The sequence below is a fragment of the Planomicrobium sp. CPCC 101110 genome (genome assembly GCF_007859395.1).
Lineage (GTDB): Bacteria > Bacillota > Bacilli > Bacillales_A > Planococcaceae > Planococcus.
This window is the reverse complement of record NZ_VOHD01000008.1, coordinates 256,709-281,416: the sequence shown is the minus strand read 5'-3', so window position 1 is coordinate 281,416 and position 24,708 is coordinate 256,709. Positions and strand designations below refer to the sequence as shown.

23 protein-coding genes are annotated in these 24,708 nt (G+C 46.2%); 10 read left to right on the top strand and 13 right to left on the bottom strand.

All coding sequences use genetic code 11. The features are described from left to right. Window positions 1-25: 25 nt before the first annotated feature. Complete coding sequence (locus tag FQV30_RS13170) at window positions 26-1,018, bottom strand: MsnO8 family LLM class oxidoreductase (RefSeq protein ID WP_146500611.1); 993 nt, start codon at window positions 1,016-1,018, stop codon at window positions 26-28. A 336-nt stretch (window positions 1,019-1,354) separates the two neighbouring features. Then, window positions 1,355-2,398: an aromatic acid exporter family protein gene (locus tag FQV30_RS13165; protein ID WP_146500771.1), complete on the bottom strand. Its 1,044-nt coding sequence runs from the start codon at window positions 2,396-2,398 to the stop codon at window positions 1,355-1,357. A gap of 282 nt (window positions 2,399-2,680) precedes the next feature. Here FQV30_RS13165 and FQV30_RS13160 point away from each other — a divergent pair, with 282 nt between their 5' ends. Next, window positions 2,681-3,394, top strand: coding sequence for a hypothetical protein (locus tag FQV30_RS13160; protein WP_146500610.1), 714 nt, complete (start codon window positions 2,681-2,683; stop codon window positions 3,392-3,394). Continuing rightward, window positions 3,387-4,253, top strand: a complete 867-nt coding sequence (locus FQV30_RS13155) for a hypothetical protein (protein WP_146500609.1) — start codon at window positions 3,387-3,389, stop codon at window positions 4,251-4,253. The genes FQV30_RS13160 and FQV30_RS13155 overlap by 8 nt, the downstream gene beginning before the upstream one ends. A gap of 279 nt (window positions 4,254-4,532) precedes the next feature. Here the strand turns inward: FQV30_RS13155 and FQV30_RS13150 are convergent, their stop codons facing one another. From FQV30_RS13150 to FQV30_RS13135, 4 genes are all read right to left on the bottom strand, one after another. Continuing rightward, on the bottom strand, window positions 4,533-5,828 hold the full coding sequence (locus FQV30_RS13150; protein ID WP_146500608.1) for a TRAP transporter large permease: 1,296 nt from the start codon (window positions 5,826-5,828) through the stop codon (window positions 4,533-4,535). A 37-nt stretch (window positions 5,829-5,865) separates the two neighbouring features. Beyond that, entirely contained in the window at window positions 5,866-6,351 is a 486-nt protein-coding gene (locus FQV30_RS13145) for a TRAP transporter small permease (RefSeq protein ID WP_146500607.1), read from the bottom strand. 88 nt (window positions 6,352-6,439) lie between these two features. Then, window positions 6,440-7,456 carry a TRAP transporter substrate-binding protein gene (locus tag FQV30_RS13140; protein ID WP_146500606.1) on the bottom strand — a complete coding sequence of 339 codons (1,017 nt, stop codon included), beginning with the start codon at window positions 7,454-7,456 and terminating at the stop codon, window positions 6,440-6,442. A gap of 491 nt (window positions 7,457-7,947) precedes the next feature. Continuing rightward, window positions 7,948-8,313, bottom strand: coding sequence for a peptidoglycan-binding domain-containing protein (locus FQV30_RS13135; protein ID WP_146500605.1), 366 nt, complete (start codon window positions 8,311-8,313; stop codon window positions 7,948-7,950). Between the two features lie 266 nt (window positions 8,314-8,579). On the opposite strand from FQV30_RS13135, the gene FQV30_RS13130 reads away from it, so the two are divergent. After that, a complete protein-coding gene (locus tag FQV30_RS13130) occupies window positions 8,580-9,089 on the top strand; it encodes a YfiT family bacillithiol transferase (protein ID WP_146500604.1) in 510 nt (169 codons plus the stop codon). A 116-nt stretch (window positions 9,090-9,205) separates the two neighbouring features. Here FQV30_RS13130 and FQV30_RS13125 read toward each other — a convergent pair whose 3' ends face one another. Both FQV30_RS13125 and FQV30_RS13120 read right to left on the bottom strand, forming a co-directional pair. Continuing rightward, a complete protein-coding gene (locus FQV30_RS13125) occupies window positions 9,206-9,457 on the bottom strand; it encodes a hypothetical protein (protein WP_146500603.1) in 252 nt (83 codons plus the stop codon). Window positions 9,458-9,546: 89 nt separating this feature from the next. Continuing rightward, entirely contained in the window at window positions 9,547-10,602 is a 1,056-nt protein-coding gene (locus tag FQV30_RS13120; protein ID WP_146500602.1) for an SDR family oxidoreductase, read from the bottom strand. Window positions 10,603-10,929: 327 nt separating this feature from the next. On the opposite strand from FQV30_RS13120, the gene FQV30_RS13115 reads away from it, so the two are divergent. Further along, complete coding sequence (locus tag FQV30_RS13115) at window positions 10,930-12,000, top strand: alpha/beta fold hydrolase (RefSeq protein ID WP_146500601.1); 1,071 nt, start codon at window positions 10,930-10,932, stop codon at window positions 11,998-12,000. 150 nt (window positions 12,001-12,150) lie between these two features. Here FQV30_RS13115 and FQV30_RS13110 read toward each other — a convergent pair whose 3' ends face one another. Next, a complete protein-coding gene (locus FQV30_RS13110) occupies window positions 12,151-13,302 on the bottom strand; it encodes a hypothetical protein (RefSeq protein WP_146500600.1) in 1,152 nt (383 codons plus the stop codon). 177 nt (window positions 13,303-13,479) lie between these two features. Between FQV30_RS13110 and FQV30_RS13105 the strand changes: the two genes are divergently transcribed. Both FQV30_RS13105 and FQV30_RS13100 read left to right on the top strand, forming a co-directional pair. Then, entirely contained in the window at window positions 13,480-14,061 is a 582-nt protein-coding gene (locus FQV30_RS13105; protein WP_186725650.1) for a hypothetical protein, read from the top strand. A gap of 451 nt (window positions 14,062-14,512) precedes the next feature. After that, entirely contained in the window at window positions 14,513-15,484 is a 972-nt protein-coding gene (locus FQV30_RS13100) for an NAD(P)-dependent alcohol dehydrogenase (RefSeq protein ID WP_146500599.1), read from the top strand. 115 nt (window positions 15,485-15,599) lie between these two features. Here the strand turns inward: FQV30_RS13100 and arr are convergent, their stop codons facing one another. Next, window positions 15,600-16,016 carry an NAD(+)--rifampin ADP-ribosyltransferase gene (gene arr, locus FQV30_RS13095; RefSeq protein WP_146500598.1) on the bottom strand — a complete coding sequence of 139 codons (417 nt, stop codon included), beginning with the start codon at window positions 16,014-16,016 and terminating at the stop codon, window positions 15,600-15,602. Window positions 16,017-16,317: 301 nt separating this feature from the next. Between arr and FQV30_RS13090 the strand changes: the two genes are divergently transcribed. Both FQV30_RS13090 and FQV30_RS13085 read left to right on the top strand, forming a co-directional pair. Then, window positions 16,318-17,304, top strand: coding sequence for an aldo/keto reductase (locus FQV30_RS13090; RefSeq protein WP_146500597.1), 987 nt, complete (start codon window positions 16,318-16,320; stop codon window positions 17,302-17,304). Between the two features lie 631 nt (window positions 17,305-17,935). Then, window positions 17,936-19,177, top strand: a complete 1,242-nt coding sequence (locus FQV30_RS13085) for a DUF1572 domain-containing protein (RefSeq protein ID WP_146500596.1) — start codon at window positions 17,936-17,938, stop codon at window positions 19,175-19,177. A gap of 67 nt (window positions 19,178-19,244) precedes the next feature. Here FQV30_RS13085 and FQV30_RS13080 read toward each other — a convergent pair whose 3' ends face one another. The 3 genes from FQV30_RS13080 to FQV30_RS13070 all read right to left on the bottom strand — a co-directional run bounded on the left by FQV30_RS13080 (window position 19,245) and on the right by FQV30_RS13070 (window position 22,306). Continuing rightward, window positions 19,245-20,576, bottom strand: coding sequence for a DUF4179 domain-containing protein (locus FQV30_RS13080; protein WP_146500595.1), 1,332 nt, complete (start codon window positions 20,574-20,576; stop codon window positions 19,245-19,247). Continuing rightward, the gene (locus FQV30_RS13075; protein WP_146500770.1) at window positions 20,569-21,087 is read right to left on the bottom strand and encodes a sigma-70 family RNA polymerase sigma factor; all 519 of its coding nucleotides are present in this window, start codon (window positions 21,085-21,087) and stop codon (window positions 20,569-20,571) included. The genes FQV30_RS13080 and FQV30_RS13075 overlap by 8 nt, the downstream gene beginning before the upstream one ends. Window positions 21,088-21,307: 220 nt before the next feature. Continuing rightward, window positions 21,308-22,306 (bottom strand): TRM11 family SAM-dependent methyltransferase, encoded by a 999-nt coding sequence (locus FQV30_RS13070; protein WP_146500594.1) that lies wholly within the window; start codon window positions 22,304-22,306, stop codon window positions 21,308-21,310. A 298-nt stretch (window positions 22,307-22,604) separates the two neighbouring features. Between FQV30_RS13070 and FQV30_RS13065 the strand changes: the two genes are divergently transcribed. Both FQV30_RS13065 and nadX read left to right on the top strand, forming a co-directional pair. Beyond that, a complete protein-coding gene (locus FQV30_RS13065) occupies window positions 22,605-23,624 on the top strand; it encodes a zinc-binding alcohol dehydrogenase family protein (RefSeq protein WP_146500593.1) in 1,020 nt (339 codons plus the stop codon). A 285-nt stretch (window positions 23,625-23,909) separates the two neighbouring features. After that, on the top strand, window positions 23,910-24,689 hold the full coding sequence (nadX, locus tag FQV30_RS13060) for an aspartate dehydrogenase (protein WP_146500592.1): 780 nt from the start codon (window positions 23,910-23,912) through the stop codon (window positions 24,687-24,689). The last annotated feature ends 19 nt before the right edge of the window (window positions 24,690-24,708 follow it).

The following is a 24,708-nucleotide window of genomic DNA, read 5'->3' as shown; positions in this document are numbered from 1 at the left end:
AGTTATGGAATCTGAAATCCATCAGTTAAAGTAACTGCTGTGCCAGTAAACGATAGACATCCAACCGTTTTTCCTGAGAATGGGGGATACTGCAGATCATGGCTTCTTCAAAACCGTATTCCATTTGCTCCCGCTGCAATTGATCGGCCACGTCTTTCGCAGAACCGACCAAATGGATTTTGCGGCTTGCCTGGATTTGCATGCGGTCCATTTCCGTGAGTGCGGAATTTTGTGCTTCTTCCGGCGTCATGAGCGGCATGATGCGGCCTTTCATAAACATCAGGCGCGAAATGTCCTGCGGCAATGCTTCGTATTCCGCTTCTTCGGCAGTTTCAGCCGTTGTCACCAAATACGACACCGAGATTTCCGGTTTTTCCATGAAAGCGGAAACCGTGAAATTTGCCCGGTAGGAATCTAAAATGGCTTTTGTCATGCCGCCGTTGAAAAACTGGGCAAATGAATAGCCGACGCCCATCCGTCCTGCTTCTAATGCGCTATTGCCGCTCGAGCCGAGAAGCCAGGCTTCCGGCAGTTTGATATTTACCGGAGAAGCGATTGTTTTATTGTACAGATTGTCTTCTGGCACTTCGTCGTTGATCAGTTTCAGCGCCGTATCGAATTTTCCGTACATATCATCCGTCATGGCCCGGCGTCCTTCGGACAAGGCGTAGATGGAACTGTGGTCGCCGCCTGGTGCGCGTCCTACACCGAAATCGATGCGGCCCGGCGCAAGTGCGCTCAATGTCTTGAACACCTCCGCAAGTTTCAAGGGCGAATAATGCATCATCATCACGCCGCCTGTGCCGATTCGGATCCTCTCTGTTTTGGCGCTCAGGTATGCGGCAGTAACTTCAGGAGCGGAGCTGGAAAATGCGCCCGAGCCATGGTGTTCCGCCATCCACATCCGGCTATAGCCTAACTGGTCAGCGAGAACCGCGAGTTCCACCGCTTTTTTCATGGCATCTTCTGCCGTGTTTCCTGTCGTGACAGGAGCTTGGTCCAATACGCTTAATTTCATCTAGTTAACTTCCTTCCTTATATTGCAAGTTTGCACATAAAGGAGTATAGCAGTCCAGCATGCTGAAATCATGCCATCTGCCTATGAAGTTGCATCCTGAGAAAGGAACTGCTCTTTCCACTGTTATTGCCAAGAATTATGCCGATAGTATACTCCTTTATTCCGCTATCAAGATTAGTAGCGTATCTATTTTCAAGAGGATGAAACAGTGTGGAAACTAATATAAAATGACCGTGCCGGAAACTGAACTGTTTCTGGCACGGTCATTTTTAAAATTATTTAATTCTAAAGGTTGTAGGTTCAAATAATTTGATGGAATTCAAGTAATGCCTATTGTTATTCCGCTTCCCGTGCCGCCTTCACACTATCCGGATCAAAAAACTTATCCACTAAATCATAAATCGTGATGAGCTCGTAAAGGATCGTGAACTCTGGCGGGAATAGGGTAGGGTGCATAGCATCGCTTGCTGTTACGCTTTTGCTGTTCTCCCAAAACAGGTCGGTAATCTTTTTTAACTGGTGCTGATGCTTGTCGTGATCGTAGCTGGTAGAATGCTGCAAGTCGTTCGCAAGCGCCTTGACGGCTTGCATAATAAGATCTCGCTCGGCTGTTGTCCAAACGATATCATGCAGAGGGACACGAAGCAAAGCATCCAAATGGAATTCGAGATTATGTAAAAACAGCAATTGCCTTTCCGCCATCTGAAGCTCGGCTTCTCTATCACGGACCCAAGGGTATAAACTGGCTTCATCACGCTGGAAATGGATCAATTTCTCCGTTTTCCTGATTTCCGTAGTCAACCGCTTAACGATCTCTTTATCTTCCTCAAGATTCGCATCACCATCAAACAGGATGGTACGGAATGTGTGTTCCAGCATACTTCCCGCACGTTCGCTAATGTTTTGAATGCTGTTTAGAATATCTGTCCGATAGTTTGGCGGGAAAACAAGCATGTTTACAGCAGTAGATACGAGCAAACCAATAGTGGTTGTCCCTAATCGGATGAAGAAAGAGACGAGAAAATTATCGTGGATGACTTCCACCATTGCGACGGATGTCAATGTGGCAACGAGTAAGCCGGCATGCAGATTGAGTCTGGAACAAGCCAAAATCGTGGCAACAGCAGCGAGTGTATAGGTGATCGGGGCGTTCCCAAAGAGTGTAATAAAGAAAACAGCAAATGCAGAACCGATCGCAGATGCCGGGAACCGGACAAGTCCCTTTTTGATCGAATCGCTGACAGTCGGCTCAATCGTCACGATTGCCGTGATGACAGCAAAGACAGGCGGCCAGCCAAACCATCTGCAAATCGTGGCTGTTAAAAATATGGCTATCCCGGTTTTCACAATCCTGCTGCCAGTGAAACGGAAGGATCGCATCATAGTTGGACCATCCTCTCCTTTATGTAGTATTTCCACTGGAGTTCAGTATATCATCCATTTTCTTATAGACTCCAACACAATTAGTATGGCGTCCTTACTATAAGTGACGCCAGCGTAGAGTGGGGGGATTTGCTGCATGAAAGGTTTCCTGTGGCTTTTCTTTCATGGTAACAATATCCATTCTCCGGGTAATTGCGGTTCAGCCTTAAAGCTGCGTAAGTTATAATTGGTTCAGGTGAATCGACATGAACTTATTCCTATGCATAGAAAGGAGATGCGATGAAAATCTCAAAAATTATTTTATTTTGCGCAGCTGCTATTGTGTTCAGTTATGGTGCCTTCAAAGCAAGCGTAGGCACAATCGAAAACATCAATGCGCAGTACGAGGCGGAAAATCCGGTGAGCCCGGAGGCCACTGCTGCCGATGCGGAGATGCCGATGGATATCGATCGAACAATTTCGCATACGGCGCCAAGTACGGAGGAAACGGTTTTGCCGGTCGATACTGGAGCGGATTATGCGATTTATGAAAGGGAACTTTTTGTAACCGTCAACGAAGGCGAAAGCTGGATTCCGGTGCCGGATGACACCGAGTTGGGATATGCGCGCATCAGCGATTATATCGATACTATTTCAAGAAGCAATATTTACATATCGGGTGAAAAAGTCTCCGTCGCATATGGTGGCCGGGGACCGGAGAACATCAGCATATTGACGACCGATACCCGGGGACAGGTGTGGAGTGTCGGCAGCATTTCGCGTACCGCCACGCATGACCTTGAAAAGGGCTACGAGAAAATGCATATCGATTTTATCGACGGGGAACAGACGGGATTCTTGGTGGCGCTTCGGAACGAAGGAACCAGTCAGGCAGAAACGCTTGCTTTCCGAAGCGTCAACATGGGTGTGACATGGGATCCCGTTTCCGTTGAGAACGCGCTTTATGATGAAATCATGGCACATTTTGAATTGCAGGGGACGCTCAATGAATAAAAGAAGAATACTGGGAGTTACATTTATCGCTTTGGGAATCTCATTGGGGTTTTTTCAGGCTTTGCTGATCGGGATTGCTGCTCCTAAAGGATATTGGCTGATCCATGAGGGGCAGTTTTATGCCATTAATTACGGAATCATCCTTTTCCTAGTTATTGCCGGTGCTGTGATTTTTACAGCCGGTTATTTGAAATGGAGTTTATTGCTTGTGGGTATTGTTTTGCTTACAGCGAACACGACTTTCTTCTATTACATGGGCGACGTGAATTTGCTGATTGCGGAATCAGAAGACGGCGAGCATGAAGTGGTCATCAAAGAATACCCGAAAATGAAGAAGGAAACCGTCCGGCTGAAGCGCAGAGGCATCTTCTTTGGCAGGGAAGACAGCGTTCTTGCAGGCAGTTCGGAGTACAAGGCATTGGAAGAAGAACGGTATAAAATTGAGTGGTCCGCAGGAGATATTGCGGAGTTGACATATGAAACCGGTTATGACGGGGCTTTGAATCATCAAATTTATAATTTCAGAAGCAGTGATTATATCAGTTACCAAAATGTCATCGTCAGCTTGATCGGCAAATGGATGGAACAGGGAAACCCGCAAAATTATTTCATGTCGGATAACAACGAACTGGTTTATGCAAAAGATGGCCAACTGTATTATTATAATATCCAAAACACTGAGCAATTCGGAATTTATTCGGTAGTGGTCCTGGGAGACGAAACAAAACCGACCCTCAGCATCATCTTGAATCCAGGCACCGAATTCGGCGATGATGGGCTGATTGCGGAAGGCGGAACCATCACGATTACACCTGTGGATCTGGGAGAAACGGAAAGCGCGGTTTATGAAAGGGAATGATATTCAAGTCCGCTTGAAAGCATTTATTCGGTTGATCTCCACAGGCTAGAGCAAACTAAAAATGCTAAGAGAGGATCGCATCGAATTTTGGTCAGTTTCCATGGCAATCAAAATTAGAATTTGCCTCGCTATCGTTATAAAAGTGGGTTCTGCTGTTGCTTCCAGAAACGCTCGGGAAAGGAGTATGGGCAGTGAGGAAGGGGAAAAGTATACGCATAAAGGGACTGTTAGTTATCCGATAACTAACAGTCCCTCTTTTATATTGCTATTTTTTTCAATCTACTCAATCAGCAGGTTCGGCAGCATCAAGCTGATCGCGGGGATGTAAGTGACCAGCATCAGCACCAGGATGATGACTGCGTAAAACGGAAGCAGCGGTTTCGTGACTTCTTCCATATTCAGTCTGGCGACACTGGAACCGACGAACAAGGCATTGCCGACCGGCGGTGTAATGGTGCCGATGCTCAAGTTCATGACCAGCATGATGCCGAAATGGACCGGATCCATGCCGAAGCCTGTGACGATCGGCAGGAAAATCGGTGTGAAGATCAGGACGGCCGGTGTGATGTCCATGAACGTTCCGATCAGAAGCAGGAATACGTTCATGAGCAGCAACAGGACGATCGGGTTATCGGAGATGCCTAAGATGAATCCGCTGATGGCGCCCGGGATGCCGGTGAACGCCATGACCCAGGACATGACGGCAGAAGCGGCGACGAGCATCATGACGATGGAAGTGAGCTCTACCGCTTCCATGATGACTTTTGGGAATTCTTTTAGTTTTACTGTCCGGTAAGCGAGCGTCAGCAGGAATGTGTAGGCGACGGCGACGGCTGCCGCTTCGGTCGCCGTGAAGATTCCGGCCAGGATCCCGCCGATGACAATGACGATGAGCATCAGGCTCGGAATCGTCTCGATGAATGTCTTGAATGCGACTTTCAACGAGACGCGTTCAGTGACTGGGTAATTCCGGCGTTTGGCGATTAGATAGGCCACGGCCATGCAGGCAATCGCCCACAGGATTCCCGGAAGATATCCGGCGACGAACAAGGCCGCGACAGAAGTTCCGCCGCTCACCAGCGAGTAGATGATCAGGGTTCCGCTTGGAGGGACGATCAGCCCGATGGGAGCGGAAGCGATGTTTACCGCCGCTGAGTATTTCGGATCATAGCCGTCTTTTTTCTGCATTGGGCCGAGGACGCCGCCGACAGCCGCCGCAGCGGCGACAGCAGAGCCAGAAAGCGAGCCGAACAGCGTGTTGCCCAGAATGTTCGTATGTGCCAGTGCCCCAGGTGCTCTGCCGACAAGGACTTTTGCGAAATTGACAAGCCGTTCAGCGATACCGCCGTTGTTCATGAGAACGCCGGCTAGTATGAAGAAAGGAACCGCGAGCAGCGTGAAGCTGTCGAGGCCGGTCACTAATGTCTGGCTGGCCATGAAAACCGCCAAATCCGGTGGCAGTACAAACAAAGCGGTGACCAGCGATGCAATGACGATACTGAATGAAATCGGTACACTAAGAATCAGCAGCAGTGTGAAAACCGCTGCGAGAACAAGTCCTGCCTGTAATGCCATCTAATTTCTCTCCCTGCTCTATTGGTTTCTCTGCTCTCTAGCTTTCCAGATGGATGCCAGTCCCTTTGTTCTTTTTGATGGTCTCGAAAATGTGGATAAAGGCGTAAAAAACGAACAGCACACCTGCGACAACCACGCTCAAGTATAAATACTGCATCGGCATATTCAAGGCTGACGACACTTGGCCAATCGCACTCCGGTACGTTTGTGAGCCGCCGAACAGCAGGACGGATAAAACGAATACAAGGATGATTGCCTCTACCACAAGATCAAGGGTACGCTGGATTCTTTCCGGCATTTTCCTTGCGACAAAAACGATCGCCAAATGCTTTTTCAATCCATATGTATAGGCAGCTCCGAGCATGGTCAGCCAGACCAGCGAATAGCGCAAAAATTCTTCGGTGACCGTGCTTGGTGAATTCAGCACGAACCGGGTGAATACCTGCCAGCAGGCGGCCAGCACCATGGCGACCATCAAGGAACAGGTCAGGAATGCCGTAATTCGGTCAACTATTTTTCTCATCGGCGTTTCTCCTTTTTTTATCACGAAAAGGACAGGCACTACCCAGAGCGGTTGATAGCTGGGGTCTGAACCTGTCTTTCTTCGCTTGTTAATCGGCGTAGCTTTGGAAATCTTTGAAATACCGTTCGTAATCCGCATTTTGAGATTGATAAGATTCATGGACCGGTACGGCTGCGTCGATAAATGGCTGCTTATCGATTTTGTAGAATGCCACACCCATTTCTTTTGCCTCCAGGATCGCCTTATCGATCGCTTCCGCCCAGACATCAATATGGCTTTCGGAAGATCTAGCCGCGGCGTCTTTTAATGCCTGTTTCTGGTCCACGGTCAAACTGTCCCAAGTTTCAGTGCTGATAATCAGCAAATCCGGTACATATTGGTGTTCTGTGTAGGTATAGGCTTTCGATACTTCGCCGTGCTTGCTGTTTGTCAGTGCGGTTTCATTGCTTTCAGCCCCGTCGATGACGCCTTGCTGAAGCGACGTATACACTTCGCTGAATGACATCGGCGTCGGAGCTCCGCCCATTGCTTCGATCATCGCAATCGAAGTCTGGCTTTCCTGGACGCGGATTTTCATGCCGTTCAAATCAGCCGGAGATTCCACTTTCTTGTCGGCGGTATAAATGCTGCGCTGGCCGCCGTCATACCAATTGATGACGATAAATCCATCGTCTCTCGTGCTTTGGAATATTTCTTGGACCGCTTCGCTGTTGTTCATCACTCTGTAATAATGCTCTTCGCTTTGGAACACATAGGGAAGCGAAAAAATCGAATAGCTGCTGCTGAACGATTCCAGTCCACTCGCGCTGACTTTTGCCATATCGATCAGTCCAGATTTGACCATCTCGATGGTGCCGCGCTCCTGCCCCAACTGTCCGTTTGGGTACACTTCGAATCCGATTGTGCCATCGGAATTGTCATGTGCCAAATCAGCGAATTGCGTGATCGACTGATGGATCGGATGATCTTCAGCCAAACTATGCGCAATCCGCAATGTAGTCGATTGTCCTTCCTTGCTGGCTGCATTGCCGGTAGCACAGCCTGCCAGCATCAAGGCGGTTAAACTGCCTAATATTGATAAAGAAAGCAACGTCCGTAACTTCAAAGATCATTCCCCCTATTTTCTGTTTTGTTATAACCCAAAATAAAACCCGGACGGCCATCCGGATTGCCCTCTTATTGCTATAGGCTGCTAATGAAAAGAGAGATAATTTTAATGATAAAAAATATTTTGTTGCTTACCCAATTAAGTAGAGGGCTTGTGATTTTTTCCCTAAATGTTATATCTCTAAACCTTTTCCTCTTAATTAAATAGTAAACAAATGAAAGTTTTTTTGGAATAGATGAATAATCGAGAGCTTCTTTTGCTGCTTCTTTAGGAAGTTTTATTTGTTTACTATAGTTAACTTATGAATTAGTTTTAGGGGTCATTCTTCCTTTAAGATCGAGTATCGAACGTATTTCTATGACTCTTTGTACAGACGCCGCGATGCCAACTGAAAAATCCGCCCAACTATAGGGCGGATTTTTTCGGAAAGTCTATTAAGTTTATCCAACACAAGTTTCCTCCATAGCGATTCTATGGAAGGGATCTTTCTAATATTCCCCATATATTGCCACCCATGTATTCACGCCTACGATGCCATCAACTTTCAAACCTTTATCCCTCTGGTATTGCCGGACGTTTTTTTCTGTCTCAGGCCCAAAGATTCCATCAACCGCTGTTGGTAGTCCATACTGATCTAATGTCCATTGGAGGAGTTCCACTTCAATGCGGACACTTCCTTTGCGCAGAATAAACTGATGCTCGGGCGCGATGGCCATTAGATTTTCAAGATTTTCCGGCAGCTTCTCTTCCTGGCCTGCAGACGCGCTGCTTGTAGCTGCCGCCGATTGAGAGGAGAAGGGAAATGCAATTACTAACCCGAATGCCAACAACATTGGAATCCATTTTTTCTTCATGCCTGATTCCTCCAGAATATTTATTTGCCCCTTGTCTACCACGCCAATGACTAGGATAAACTTGAATTCAAACGATCCTGATAATATATAGTTCCAGCTTATCTGGGCTAAAATCTTTTATTCCCCAAAATGCTTTTTGGTTTTATTCGGCTTTATCAATTCCCAGTAAGCTCTCAGGCATTTGATTTACAAAACCTGGACGCCTTGGTATATTGAGCGTGAATACGAGTGCCTACAAATACGGATAAGGAAAAGAGGTTGGAAAAATGGATGTGAAATTTCCCATTGGAAAATTAGAGGTTCCTGAAAACGTGAAAGCTGAAGATGTGCAAGGGTGGCTTGGCAAAATTGAAAGTTATACAACGCGGCTGAGACAAGTGGTCGATGGACTGGATGACGAGCAACTTGGCAAGAAGTACAGGGAAGGCAGCTGGACCGTCCGCCAGCTGGTGCATCACATTGCGGATTCGCAGCTCAATATGTACCAGCGCCTGAAACTGGCGTTGACGGATGACAATCCGACAGTGCCGGCTTTTGACCAGGAAAAATGGGCGGAGCTTCCGGACAACGAATTGCCGGTGGAAAGCTCAATCCGGATGCTGGAAGGCTTGAACGAACGGATCGTCGCACTTGGGCAGCATGTGACGCAAAAACAGTTGGACCGCGTCTTCACCCATGAAACGAATGGTGAAATCAGCGTCGCAACGAAACTCGCGAAACTGTGCTGGCACGAAGAGCATCATCTGGAGCATATCAAGATTGCCTTGGCGAAGTGAATGGCGTTTATGCGTCGAACAGAGTGTGAACTATATAGTGATTTCACATAAGAAACCCGCTTCATTTAACAATGAAGCGGGTTTCTATCTATCGGCATGATTGAAGCAATCTTTTATTACTCTCTGCTCTGTAATTCTTCCTGAAGATAATCTACAAAATCCAGCCAAGCCGCTTCATCTTTAAGCATGCCTGAATTTCTGCACTCATATATTTCACGGATATATTCTCTCAAATCAACTGCTTCTATACTCTTGATATTTTCTTTGAGTGAGTCAATTACAAGTACAGGTGCATCTGAACTGCTGCCTAATGCATATTTAAAAGCGAAAAACAGTATATCGTTGGTTACTGTTAGTTTCTGTTCCATTTTTCTTCCTCCTTAAGCCTGTTTTCAGATTCATGAATGATTTGATTTCGTTCTTCTGTTGATTGGATAAGCGCCTGTTCAACGCTTATTCATATACGGGGCAATACGTTGCTTTCCTTGAACTCGGTGAAGAGTTTCATGAACATTTCTTCGGTATCGACGAACTCCAAAAAGCCGAATTTCCGAAGTTTCGTCGTGTCCGACATGACATCGTAATCGCAATTGAAGATGAAATCCCCAAATCCCCAAAGAGCGAGTTTCTGGTAGGGGATGTCCTGCAAACCATACTTTTCCACCATCTGCTGCCACAGCTTTTCTTTATCCGCCATCATGCGTGTCAACGAGATCGGTGGTTTCGGCGGGGCGGATTCCATACCGAAAAAATCGGCGATCTGTTTCCACATATCTTCCCACCGAAAAAAATCGCCATTTGTTACATTGAATGTTTCAAATGCGCACCTTTCTTCTAATGCTGCCCAGAGTGTGCAGCGTGCGAGCAAGGTGGCATCGGTCATCTGCGCAAGGAACGGATAAGCTTTTCCTGGGAAGCGCAGAGGCAGTCCGAGTTCTTTTGAAATGGCTGCATAAGCGCCGATGACCATCGCAAGGTTCATCGGTTTTCCGACTGAAAATCCACATACGACATCCGGCCGCAAAATGGTCCACGTCCAATCTTTTCCCAGCTGGGCTTCCCGCATATAATCCTCCTGGTCGTAATAGAAGTTTGGCGGCATGTGGCGCGCATCGGTTTCTTTGGCAGGCGTCTTGATCGGCCCAAGATGAACGCCATATGCTTTGGCTCCCTGCATCAAAATGACCCGTTCAAGAGCAGGCGCATTTTCCTCTATTGCATCCAACGTGTTTTTGAACATAGCCAAGTTCACCGCTACTTGCTGCTGAGGGTTCGCTTCATGGTCTTGATAGGCCGCGTAGATAAAATGAGTTGCATCCCCAAGTGAAGATAATTTTAGGTTCATTTCATCAGGCTCCAGCATATTCACAGAGATATAGCGGACGTTCGGCTCATCTTCCGGAACATTCCGAGCAAGGCCGATCACTGTCCACCCTTCCTGCTCTTTAAAATAATCGATGATATATTTGCCGATAACGCCTGTAGCTCCAGCAACAACTGCTGTTTTTTTCATAGCATTACGCCTCCTAAATCAAGTTCTAAACTCCTGTTTACCCAAAAGAGCATGGATTTAAATCAAATTCGGTTTGGTGCGTAAATACCTGCTTTTTGTGCTTGCGAGCTGCAGGTGGAAAGTTCGATCCGGATACTGGAAGGGCTGAACTGGCGTAACTGTACTGGCGCGACAAGTTTAACCTAGTTTTATAATCAGAAAATTCTGTTTTATTTTAGATTGAGCTTGCGTATAATGAAAGGAAGGAAGTAAAGGATTGGCTCAGTTGGAATCCGGTTTATTGCTTCCGCTCGGACTATAAAATTTCAAGGGAAAGGCGGTATGTTGATGATTGAGAATTTATTCTATTCACAAGAAAACCATGGGCCTTATGAGATTTACGAGTTAGGGGATTTTGAACTGGAAGAAGGGGGAGCGATTCCTGACTGCAAATTGGCTTATGCGACGCATGGCAAACTGAACGAAGAGAAAAATAACGTCATTTTGATTCCTACTTGGTTTTCAGGAACCAGTAAAGATTGGGAACCATACATAGGCGAAGGGAGAGCTCTTGATCCAACCGATTATTTTATCATCATAATCAATCAGATGGGAAATGGGCTATCCAGCTCGCCTCATAACAGTCCTGATCCGATCAGCATGAGCAATTTCCCGAAAGTGCGCATCGGAGATGACGTAAGAGCGCAGCATCGCTTCATCACGGAAAAGTTCGGCATTGAAGAGCTGGCGCTGGTGGTGGGCGGTTCAATGGGAGCCCAGCAAACCTATGAATGGGCAGTCAGGTATCCGGATATGGTGAAGCGTGCGGCGCCGATTGCAGGAACTGCAAAAAACACCATCCATGATTTCCTGTTTACCCAGACATTGATGGATGCTATTACATCCGATCCGGGTTGGAACGGCGGGAATTACTCGTCCCATACAGAAGTGGCGGACGGCTTGAAGCGGCATGCTGATATCTGGGCCGTTATGGGTTTCTGCACGGAGTTTTTCAAGCAGGAAAAATGGGACTTGTTAGGTGTGGGGACTGTAGAAGAGTTGGTTGAAGGCTTCCTTGAGCCGTTTTTTCAGATGATGGATCCCAATGCTTTACTGACGATGGGATGGAAATGGCAGCGCGGTGATGTGAGCCGCCACACTGAAGGGGACTTGGCAAAAGCGCTCAGCCGCATCAAAGCCAAGGTGTATGTCATGCCGATCGATACCGATATGTTTTTCCCGCCAAGTGATTGTGAACCCGAACAAAAGCTGGTACCGAACAGTGAACTGAGAGTCATCACCAGCATTGCCGGCCATTTCGGTTTGTTCGGCGGAGAAGGGGAAGCCTACCACGGCCAAATCGACCGCCATTTGAAAGAGTTGCTGGCGGTTCCTGTAAAAGAAGGCGTACACGAATAAGGATTGGCAGGAGAATAAATGAAAAACGCCAGCTCCGAATCAATCAATTTCGGAGCTGGCGTTTGTGTCTTCTAAAAGAAAGCAAGACAATCTTTTTTAAAAAGATCTGTTAACTTCAATATCTATAATGACTATGGAGATGCAAGTTATTTATCTTTTTACTTCAAACTCGATATTCTGAGCTTCTGAAAGTGTTTCGTAACTTTCAGTTGCCATTGGTCCGCTTAATACGATTCGAATTTTTTCTACTTTAGCTGGGTCGGTTTTAATCACTACACCAACTTCGCCGCTTTTGCTTACAGCACCATAGTAGTCCGGATCCTGTGCTTCGTCATAATCAATAAAATCTTTCCATTGATTAGAAACCTCAATTTTTTCTTGTTTTCCTTCTGCAAATAATACAACTTCCTCAATTCCGTTAAAAGTGACATCTTGATCTGATGTATTCTCGGCATTGTATTTGATATAGAAGTAGTTGAATTCTTCGCCTATCGGTTCATTTGCATACATGCTGTTTATACTATTCTGCTGATTTTCTGAAACATTCGTCGCTTTTTTGAAAGATGCTTCCTCCAGTGTGACATTCATTGGTTTTGTTTCATATGCTTTGTTTTCCGCTACTATAGATAGTACTTCGGAAGTTTGCTCGGGTTGTTCCGTTTCTTTGTCTTCGGATTCTGTCCAAGCTTCACTGTCTTCTTCACTAAACATCTCTTCTAGTTGCGAAATGTTTGCAAAGATGGCTTCTGTTAAATTCTCATCATCTTTAATTTTGTAGTTTCCTTCATCGTCTTTTTCCAGGTTGAATTCGACGGTTCGAGTAGCAAGGGTAGCATCTTCTGAAGTCATGTGTTTGATCATGGTCTTTTCAGTCAATTCTTCAAATGCTTTTTCGGATTCTACAGTTTGTTCATCAAATGCACTGGCAAAAGCTAAAGGCATGACTTCAGCCATAGTGCTCGTCATGACACTTCCCATATCTAGAGAAGTAATTTCGGCTTTTACGACGGCCGTTTCGCCCTCAGTTGATACTTCTTCGAGGTTTTTAAAATCGTATTTTTTTGAGATATTCTCAATCATAGTTATTGCAAGGTCTTCTTCTGATTCATCAGAAAATTCTTGCTCGGTAGTCAAACTGCCAGTACCACCTTCAACAAAAGCACCTGCTTTTTCAAAATCATTCTTTTTAATAGCAGTTAAAAAATCTTCTACAGTAGTGCTTGGATTTTGTGATCCACAACCTGCTAGTAGAAATAAACTAAGGCAGCTGAATAATAAACTTGTGAAAATCTTCTTTTTCATTTTGGATATCCCATCTTTCATTTTTACTATATTGCTAATAAATAGTATCATTGAATGGATGATATTGGAATGTAAATTGTGCTATTTGTAGTAACTATTTATTCTGATACCAAAGCTTATATCTCGAACTCTATAAGCTTTTAGTTGTATGTGGACGCTAAGGAGGGCTTTATAAGAATGAAGAAAACAGGAGAAGAATCTTTTATTTCTAAAACTGGCGATCTGGACATCAAACTTTTGGATTTCTGGCAATGGAATCAGTCTGATTTGCTGAATAACGCATTGCGCGGGACACTCGCGGAATTTATTGTGGGCAAAGCTTTGGATGCGGTGACAGGAATCCGTACGGAATGGGACGCTTTCGACTTGGTAACTGCGGAAGGCATCAATGTGGAGGTGAAGTCGGCGGCCTATTTGCAGTCTTGGCAGCAAATGAAACCATCAACTATTCAGTTCAGTATCCGGCCGGCGCTCGCTTGGGAAGCGAGTACCAATACATATGCAACGGAAATGAAAAGAAGTGCGGACGTTTATGTGTTCTGTTTGTTGAAAGAACAGGATAGAAGTGTGGTGAATCCGCTGAATTTGGATCAATGGGAATTTTATGTGCTGGCGACCGAGCAAATCAACCGGGAAAAGGGAAGCCAGAAATCGATAGGCTTAAATGCATTGCTAAGAATGAATCCAATTATCGTAAGTTATAAGGGGATAAAAAAAGCGGTTGTGGAATGTATCTCAAGTGGAAATGAAAAACTTTGAAACTTACGCCACAAAGGCATCGTGAACATCGGATTTATCCGAGCAGGTAATAGTGCATCGTATTTGCTGGGATAGGATATCTTAATGAAATGATCAAGAAGAGAAAGGGAAGGGTACAGCTGCAAGTCAGGTTGAAAAAAATCCCATGCCGAACAGCTTGGAGATGTACCTTTTTACTGCAGGTGCATTTTGGCTATGTTGCATAATAAAGATCAGGCGTTTAAGTTAAGTAACTATTAAATACAGCCTTATTTCAGTTGCATTGCTAGGGAAAACCGGCAAGAGGAGCGGGCTCCGAAATTGGATTAAATAATTTATTGGAAAAAGGGATTGGACACGGTTGTCTTGAATTTTATTAAGGACAAGCGGTGTAAGAGAAAGAGTTCAATATAGATGGCCGATTAAGCGATACTCCGTTTGGTGCATCGCTGCACAAAAAGGGGGACGAAAAATGAAAGCCATGGTTTGCACCCGATACGGGCCGCCGGAAGTTCTGGAGCTTCAGCAGCTCGACAAGCCTGTCCCGAAAGCTGCTGAGATTCTGGTGAAAGTCCGCGCATCCACCGTAACAGCAGGAGACTGTGAGATACGGGGCTTTACATTTCCAGTACTGCTGCGAATTCCGCTGAGGCTGTTTTTCGGGGTACGGAAACCGAGGGTGAATGTACTTGGGCAGGAATTTGCCGGGGAAGTTGAAGCTGTAGGAACTGAACATACGCTCTTCAAGAAAGGTGACCGCGTATATGGCGCGACCGGATTGAAGCTTGGCGCTTATGCGGACTACCTCTGTCTTCCCGGCAGCTATGCCATCGCCCGCATCCCGGAAAGGCTCAGTTTCGAAGAAGCTGCCACCATTTCGACAGGCGGGATGAACGCCTTGTTTTTTCTTCAGAAAGCCAGAATCCGTGCAGGCCAAAAAGTACTGGTCATCGGTGCCGGGGGGAGCATCGGCACGGTGGCCGTTCAGCTTGCCAAAAATTCAGGCGCTGAAGTGACGGCCGTCGACAGCAGCGAGAAGTTGGACATGCTCCTATCCATCGGCGCAGACAAAGTGATCGATTACCGGAAAGAAGATTTTACCGCAAATGGCGAAACCTATGATGTGATTTTCGATGTTGCGGGAAAAAGCCCTTTTTCAAAAACCGTCAACTCCTTGAAGTCTAAAGGCATCTACCTCATGGGGAATCCAAGTCTTGCTCAAATGTTCCGGAGGCTTTTGCCGACAAAGAAAGGCGACCGAAAAATCATAGCGGGAGCGGCCGATTATAAAGCCGAAGATTTGAGCTATCTGAACAAACTATTGGCAGACGGCAAAATCAAGCCGGTAGTTGACCAAATATTTCCGCTGGAACAGCTGCGCCAAGCGCATCATTATGTAGAGAGCGGAGTGAAAAAGGGAAATGTCGTCATTATCAATCAATGATACAAGATAAAAATTTAGCCATCATTTCGAAAAAGAAATGGTGGCTATTTAGAGCGGTTGGTTTCGAAAGCGATCCGAAAGATGAGAAAACAGTCGCGAATCCCCCTCTAAAAAATCAATCCAGTATAATCGCCTTCCCCTGTTCACGCAAAGTTTTTAAAGAAGCAAGCATATGCTCAATCTCTTCATCAGAATGCCGCTCCCAAGAACCCAATTCAGCAACGATCTTCAGCGGGGATTTGGACCGGTAAGAACGTGTCGGATTTCCGGGAAACCGTTTGTCGGTCAAGTTCGGGTCATTTTCAAAATCGCCCAGTGGCTCCACGATATAAATTCGTTCTTTGGCTTCAGATGCAGCCAATTCAGCGCCCCATTTCGCAGCTTCCAATGTGGCAGTGAAATAGATGTAATTGGATTTCTTGTCCTGATAATTGGATTGATTTTGCGCTTCCAGTAGGTCGCCGATTTTCAACTGGGCTTTCGTTCCATGAAAAAAAGGGCCGGAATCCAAGAGCTCTTTTTTGTCGTTCATAAGAATCTGCCTCCTGTATGATTACTTTGGTATAAAACAGTATAGGGCAGGGAATTGGGAAAGAGTAGTCTATAAATAAGTTTTTATTAGCGGTATAATGGAAGTAGAAAGAATAGTGCCGGACAACCTTCTTCTATTACATATATTTTTATAACCAAAGCCTGATCTCTCGACGTTCACCGCGAGGGGCCAGGCTTTTTGATTTCCTCCCATTCACCTTCCATCGTTTATCCGAATTCACAGCGGGTAGATAGTTGTTATGTGTTGGATTGAAAACAACTTTCTAAAAGAGGTGTCCATTATGAAAAACAATGTAACGGTAAAAAACAAGCTCGGCCTGGGGACTGCGCCGCTCGGCAATATGTTCCGGGACGTGCCGGAAGAGGAAGCGATGGAAACGATCCAGTCCGCGTGGAACGAGGGAATCCGGTATTTTGATACGGCGCCGTTTTACGGGGCGGGGCTCGCTGAACTGCGGCTTGGTGAAATTTTGTCTTCCTATAACCGCGACGAATTTTTGCTGAGTTCGAAGGTCGGCCGGATCATCCTGGACGAAGAAGAAGAAAAAGAGGGGCTGTTTGAATACGGTCGCAAGAATAAGATTGCGACGGATTATACGGAGGATGGCACGCTCAAGTCGATTGAAGACAGCTTGAAGCGGCTGAAGACGGACCGCCTGGATATGGTCTTTGTGCATGACCTTTCGCCGGACTTTCTGGGAGACGAATGGATTACGAAGTTCGATGAAGCGCGGAAAGGCGCGTTCAAAGTGCTGGACCGGCTCCGGGATGAAGGGGTTATCCGAGCTTGGGGGCTTGGCGTCAATACGACGACGCCAATTGAAGTGGCGCTTGAGCTGGAAGAAGCCCATCCGGATTTGAGCTTGTCGGCGACACAATACACGCTGCTTCAGCACGAACGCGCCCTTGAGCGCATGATGCCGCTGGCGCAGAAGCAAGACGGCGGGCTCGTAATTGGCGGTGCATTCAACTCGGGTGCGTTGTTTGGCGGAGACTATTTCGATTACAAGGAAATCACGCCTGACCTCAAAAAGCGGGTCGAGCGGTTTACAGATGTTGCAAAAAACCACGGCGTGAACTTGAAGGATGCCGCGCTCCAGTTCTCGACCGCCCATCCTGCTGTAAAAGCAGTGGTGACGGGCTCCACAAGACCGGACCGCATCAAGGAAGATCTTGCGGCAATGCAGGCCACGATTCCAGCTGCTTTTTGGGAAGAGCTGGTCGAGGCAGGCCTCGTTTCTCCAAAAGCGGTTTTGCCAGGGAAGTAAGATTGTCTTCGATATAACAGTGGAAAAGGTTCCGGCTTGATTGCCGGAACCTTTTTTTACATTTTTAAGTTTGGTGAACTTATTATTACCACCTGGTTAAAACAGGAAATCAAGGAGTCCGGTTATTGTTCTTGGTTGTTAATTTATTGTTTTCATCCGGGATGTGCGCCTGGTCTTTCAACGATTGGTTGGTTTGTTCTTGCGAGTTGGAATTTTGTTTTTCTGAAGTTTGCTTGTTTTTTTCTTCAAGGATTTCGTTCATTTTTTCGATGTTTGTTTCTCGTGTAGATGATTTGTCCTAGCTCATAGAATACCCCTCTCATAGCAGTTTTTATCTTTATTCCCGTAAGGAATAGAGGTAAACGCCGGCAAAGCAATCCTCACTATTCACAGGAATCTTCAGTTTATGAACTGTCTTGCATAGAGCAAATTATCTTCATTGAGGTCCTTGTAAAGAGATTCAAAAGCGGCATGCTGTTAAGCAGCTTTTTTATTGCTTATAATCATATCAAGGTATAAGTGATACTTGCTCGTAACCATATGGATTAAGATTTGATTATATTGGCTAGATATGTTTTACAATGTGATTCAGGTCATTTCAGAATAACTCAAAAGAGATGAGGGCTAGCGTGTGGAAAATATCCTTCTGGCAGCAGCGGTTTTGGTGATTCTGCTAGTTGCTCTTTTTGTTTATTTTAGGAGCAGAAAAGCGGCATCTTCAGACGATGAAGAAATCCCAATTCAAGAAAGCGAAGCAGAAATCGAAGAATCTGAACCAGATATTGAAGATCCTATGGAAGAAGATCCTTATGAACAATTTGTGCCTCGCGTTTGGGAAGTTCAAAACGAAGAGGCGGTAAAAGAACGGTATAGAAAAATTGAAATTCCTGCAATTTTAAAGCTGGACCTTCTGCGGACTCTTGAAGCGGGGGCAAGGGTCATCCAAGACAGCAAAACGTACAAGGTGGAGTTTAGTCCTGAAGTTGTAAAAGGATTGAAGGATAAGAGCATGAATCTTATCGAAAAAGTGGACGGAAAAGGATATCTCCCTGCAGTCAAAAAAGAAGGCGTAAAAGGGATTTATGCACAAGCTACATTGGTGAAAAAGATTGATCCGAAACTGGTCGCGCATGCGAGTTTCAATCTGTTGACGGCTGTTGTCGGCCAACAGCAATTGATTGAAATCCAGAGTTCGTTGAAAGGGATTGAAGGGAAATTAGATGTTTTACTGCAAAACCGGGACAATGACTTTGCTGGAAAAGCCGAAGCAAGGTTCAGTTATTTCAGGGAAGTCATCGGACGCTTCAGAAGCAATGGCATCATGCTTGGAGGCGTGGAAGATCAAAAAGTGGAAGACCTCTACACGGCCACTCTTCAGGATTTGAAGGTTCTAAATAAGGACCTTAACGGAATCGGCGAAAGCATCGATCGGTTGAAGGAACATGAAGTGATCCGCAAATGGGGCGAAGCTGCAATAATAAAGGATTATAAGCGGCTGATTGAGACGTTCAACAACAAACAGGAACTGGTGTTGTTGAACATAAAGTTCATCGAGGAATGCTATGAGCCTTACCTGACTGCAGTAAGAAACTATCAGGAAGAAAATTCGAGGTCCCAAACGTTGGATGAAGTGATTGCCGAAAACAATAAAATCATCGGGACAATTGAAAGCAAAGTTGAAAAGATTGAAGAAAACTATAAAGTGAAGCTGCACTTTGGAGTAAAGGCGCTAAAATACAGAAATCTTGAGGGGTTAAAAGAAGTCGCTCCCTTAAAAATAAATCAGCAAAAGGTTTTGTCTCAAGAAGTTCCTTCTGAGTTGTTGTTCGAAATGACAGGTGAAGAGAAAGTATACGCGTACGTGCCCAAATAAAATTAATCTGGAAATGAAACTATAAAAAGGCAGAGACCCTTTATCCGGTCTCTGCCTTTTCGCACTGTCATTTTTTCAATTCAACTTTCACATCACCATTGATGTAGTTCGGGTAGGCGAACAGTTCAACTTTCACCGGATTTGCGTAGCCGTTGTCCTTAATGGCGATTTCAATCATTTGCCTGCCTTCATATGGGCTGGACATTCCCGAATGCCGCAGATCCAAAAGTGTGCCATTGGCATCCGTGACTTTCTTGTCAATTCCATAAGGGAATTCCTGTTCCTGATCCATTTTCAAGTCAACCTCAAATCCCGTACGGCTTGCTTTGGTCAGTTCCAGCCTGCCATCTTTCGGGCTGTGAAGCAACAACTCCTTGTCGGTATCCACTAGGAAATAAGCATCTTCCAGATCAACTGCCTGCATTTTATTGATGCGCAAATACAGTTCCTCCGGTTTTTCGAAATAATTGCTTTGGAGGAAATAAGTCAATTCACCGTCGTCGATGTCGCCATGGGCTGAAATTCCGTTTGCTATAGAGCTCCAAACTTCGCCGTTCTCGTCTTCAAGGCGCATGTCCTCAAATTGGAGAATCTTTTTTGTGTTATCCGGATCAAATGAAATCTTGACTCCGACACGCAGCGGATGAACTGTCACGTTTTCAATGGTGAACTTCTGTCCCTCCACTTCCACTTCTTCCTTCATCTCATAAGTGACGCTCGGTTTCACATTTTCGGGCACTGTGAATGGCACGGAAAAGTCGAATTCCTTGCCATCCAAATTCGTCTTCAAATGGAGCGTAAATGCCAAATCTTCAAACCTTACCGGTTCTTCGAACGTAAAACCCAGGATATCTCTATAGATTTTCGGTGAATCTTCCTGGGAAATCGGATGATTGAATGAAATGCTGGAAGGTGGCACTTTTTGCTGATTCTCCAAAACAGGTGCAAGGATGGTGATATCCTCCATATCCACAGCCGATTCAATCGTATAGAAAACGTTCATCCCCGATTCATCCAGAATGACGCCGTCTACTGTCAATGTCGCATTCCCGATGGTTTGCGATTCACCGATCGGCTGGTAATAGTCGTTTTCAAAAGCCGCATTCAAGCCTTTGTCGTTTTGGATCAGCTCGACAAATTTCTCCATTCCGGGAATCGACGCGACCGCATTAGCGAAAGCGGGGGACACGCGTATTGTGGTCACTAACGCAAGGATCAGGAGCGCCGCTGCAGCCAGACTCCAAAGTGTCCGTATGCGATTGGCGCGGACTTGCGCTTTTTCGCGTTTTGCCCGCTCGAGTCCCTGCAAGATTGCGCCGTCCGCTGCATCCAAAGGGAGAGGGACCTGTTCCAAGCAGTCTTTGAAATGGATCAATTTCTGTTCCTCTTTCTCATACATGGTCGATCTCTCCTTTGCCTTCAAAATGGCTGCGAAGCCGCCGCAATGTTTTGTGCAGCCGGGATTTCACGGTGCCTTCCGGAATCTTCTCAATGGCCGCGATGTCTTTGATTTTGACGCCCTGAAAATACTTCATGTAAATCAATTGCTGCTCAGCAGGGGACAGCGTGCTCAAGGCATCCTGCAGTTCAAGCAGGGCCAAATCGTCTGAGACGGAAGAATCTGCAGCTTCTCCATTTCTGGCATACCGCCTGTCCCTTTTTAGTTGGTCCTGGCAGTAATTGATCATGATGCGGATCAGCCACGTTTTTGCGTAAGCAGGTTCTCTCAATGTATGTATTTTCTTGAAGGCCCGGTACGTCGTTTCCTGCAAGGCCTCGAGCGCATCGTGGTCATTTTTCTGGAAAGCCAGAGCCGTCCGCAGCAAGGCTTCTTTATGTATGTGCATCAAGGCGACAAATGCCTCTTCGTCGCCTTGGATCGCTTTTCGGGCAGCTTCGATTTCGTCCACAGCCAACACCTCATTTCTCTCTTGTTTTACATTAGACACAGCAGCAGCGAAAAAGTTCATGGGAAATAAAATTTTATTGGAGAACGATGCTGCCCTTTATAAAAACAATTTTAAGCGATTTTGAAAATATGTGTTGGCCATACTCAACTCCGGAGTTGAGTATGGCCCACTTTCCGATAGAAAAAAGCATCGCTTTAAAACGATGCTTTCCATTTCTTTCTCAAGCTTCCTGTAATTCTTCTGCGGCTTCCATCCGTTCGCTTGTTCTCTCGCAAACGAGGATTTCCCGCAGGAACAATCCTTTTTTCGCGATGCAGCGGTCGGTGATGGTGAAGCCGGCTTGATCGATCATATGGTCGATCGTTTCGATAGTCACGACAAGCAGTTTTTCTGTGAAAGGCAGTGCATGACTCAGGATGTCCTGCTGTTCCTCGGGCGTTGCGTGTGTATAAAGGTTATAAGGCATGTCAATGATGGCCACATCATATTGCTGGGTGATGTCGGCTATCGGCCCCAAATCCACTTGTCCCGTCAATCCGAAATAGGCGATGTTTTCCCGTGAACCGTCTACGACAAGCGGATTGATGTCCCGCCCGACAATGTCGATCCCCATCGACAAGGCCTCGACCAATACCGTGCCGATGCCGCAGCATGGATCGATGGCTTTGATTCCGGCAGGATGGGGGACCGCGATATTGGCGACGGCGCGCGCCACTTTCGTGCTCAGCGCTGTGGAATATTCCCGCGGCTTTTGCTGGTGCTTGAACCAGACGGACTCGCTTTGCCGGGACTTGCCGAAATACCAGCGGCCGCCGAATGGGATCAGCCCGAAAGTGACATCCGGGCTATGGACATCCGCCCGGCCTGTGATGACAGCGCCGATCTGCCGTTCAATAGCGCGTTTTTCCACGTACTCCACTTTATCCCCCAAAGCGAGCCCGTTGATCTTCGGGAAAATCACTTTGAATGTGGCAGTATCCATGTCGACCTCGGCCGCCTGCTCCAAAATACCGGATAGTTCCACTGCTTCAAACAGCACTTCAAGCCGCTCTTTGATGAACGGGCTTCTGCTGGGATCAATGCCGCGTTTGCTTTTTATGATTTTCTCTTCTGTGTACCTGCCGAAAAATGCGCGCATCTCCATCTGGCATAATTCTTTTTCGTCATCGTGATATGCGTACGTATATATGAATTCACCTGTTGGCGTTAATCGTTTCAATCCATCCCGTCCTTCTTTGCACGCCTCGTCTAAGCTGCATTTGACAAGTATATCAATAACAGCAGGAAATCGCGTGGAGTGTTGATTGTTTTCCTGCAACTTTCTCTCCATCCGCAGTATCACAACAATCCACAGGTTCAATAATTGGAAAACAGTTTGTTCAACTTATATACTAACTACTGTAAGTGACAAATCATTTGTATTCATACATATACTTACGGACTAACTAGAGCACAGATGATTTTCCAAACTATATTCCAAATAGAGAGCTGACAAAACCTGAAGGAGTGAAAAATAGATGGCAAACATGAAAGCAGTTGGATTATATCGTTATCTTCCGATTACAGACACGGAAAGCTTGGTGGACGTTGAAGTCCCGAAGCCGGTGCCGCAAGGAAATGACCTTCTTGTCCGGGTTATGGCCATTTCGGTGAATCCGGTGGATACAAAAATAAGAAGTCCAAAAGAACGTGTTGAACAGGAACCAAGGATACTCGGCTGGGATGTTGCGGGTATTGTTGAAGAGACCGGACCGGACAGTACGCTGTTCAAGAAAGGCGATCACGTTTTCTATGCCGGCAGCGTTACGCGTCCAGGAGCCAACAGCGAATACCATGTTGTAGATGAGCGGATTGTAGGGCGCAAGCCTGAAACCTTATCTTTTGCGGAAGCTGCGGCTTTGCCGCTTACAGCCGTTACGGCTTGGGAAGCGTTGTTTGACCGCTTGGGCATACCGGAATCGGGGAACGAGAATGCAAATCTATTGATCATCGGGGCTGCTGGAGGGGTCGGCTCGATTGCCGTCCAACTGGCAAAACGGGCTGGCTTGACGGTCATCGGGACAGCTTCCCGTCCGGAATCGACACAGTGGATTAAAGACCGCGGGGCCGATCATATCATCAACCACTACGAGGATTATTTGCCGCAGCTGAAAGAAATCGGATTGGAGGGCGTGGATTATATTCTATGCCTTAACCGGACGGAAATGCATTGGGACAACATGGCGAAAGCCATCAATCCTCAAGGGAAAATCTGCTCTATCTATGAGACCGAAGAAAAACTGAATCTATTCCCTCTATTCAATAAAAGCGTCACTTTCGTCTGGGAACTTATGTTTACGCGTGCCATGTTCGGCACGCATGATATGATCCGGCAGCATGAAATCCTGGATAAGATTTCGGAACTGATTGATTCAGGCGAACTACAAACGACGGTGAATGAAATTCTTTCCCCGATCAATGCGGAGAATGTACGAAAAGCGCATGCGATGTTGGAGGACGGAAAAACAATCGGAAAAATCGTAATCGAAGGATTTTGAGCTGTAAGAACCTGATGAGAACACAAAGCTGAATTCCGTTCATTCTAAAAACAGATTCCTTATAATCCAAAACCAGCCCCAGAGCTGGTTTTTTGTTATATATCTGTAAAAACAACAATTCAAGGTATCAATTAAATGCGACTTTAATGAAATCGACAGTGCCGAAGGTGGCGTGTCTATGTTTAAAGGGACAGGCTAGTAGCTATCATTTAACGCAATAGAGATAGTTGAAATGTTATATAATGGAATGAGATAAGGTTATTCAATTACGGAAGGAGGCCAACCATGAACATCGGAATCATCGGAACGGGGAATATTGCGTCTTATTTATTGGAACAGATCAATCAAAACCGTATGGCAAGCGGCAGAATTACCGCCATTTTCGGGCGCAACGAGGAAGCGGGCCAACGGCTGGGCGAGCAATTCGAAGCTGATTTTTATACGGACCTTCAAGGCTTTTTGAAGGAGCCGCTGGATATAGTCGTGGAGGCGGCTACTGTGGAAGCGGCGCGTATCTATCTGAAAAATGTGGTCGCTGATAGGAAAGACCTCGTAGTCAGCAGCGTCGGCGTTTTCAAAGATGCCGCTTTTCTGGACGAGCTTAAAACTTTAGCGGAGTCTTCTGGCACACACATTTTCCTGCCATCCGGCGCAATCGGCGGATTGGATGTCCTGCAATCGGCGAAAGCGGCCGGCGGGTTGAAGCGGGTACAGATCACGACAAGGAAATCACCCGCATCCCTCGGTTTGGAAGCGGACGAAGAGCAAGTAGTATTCGAAGGCTCCGCTTATGAAGCCGTCGAAAAATTCCCGAAGAATGTCAATGTGGCGCTGGTGCTTGCGATTGCGGGAATTGGGGCCGAGAAAACAATAGTGCGCATCATCGTCGATCCGGACGTTGAACGAAATTCCCACACCATTGAAGCGGAAGGGGATTTCGGGCGGATGCAGCTGCAAGTCGAAAACAATCCGATGCCGGACAATCCGAAGACGAGCCTTCTTGCAGCACTCAGCATTCTGGCTGTGCTGCAGAACAAAGACCATGCGTTGAAGATCGGGAACTGAGTCCTGATTCTGGATATAG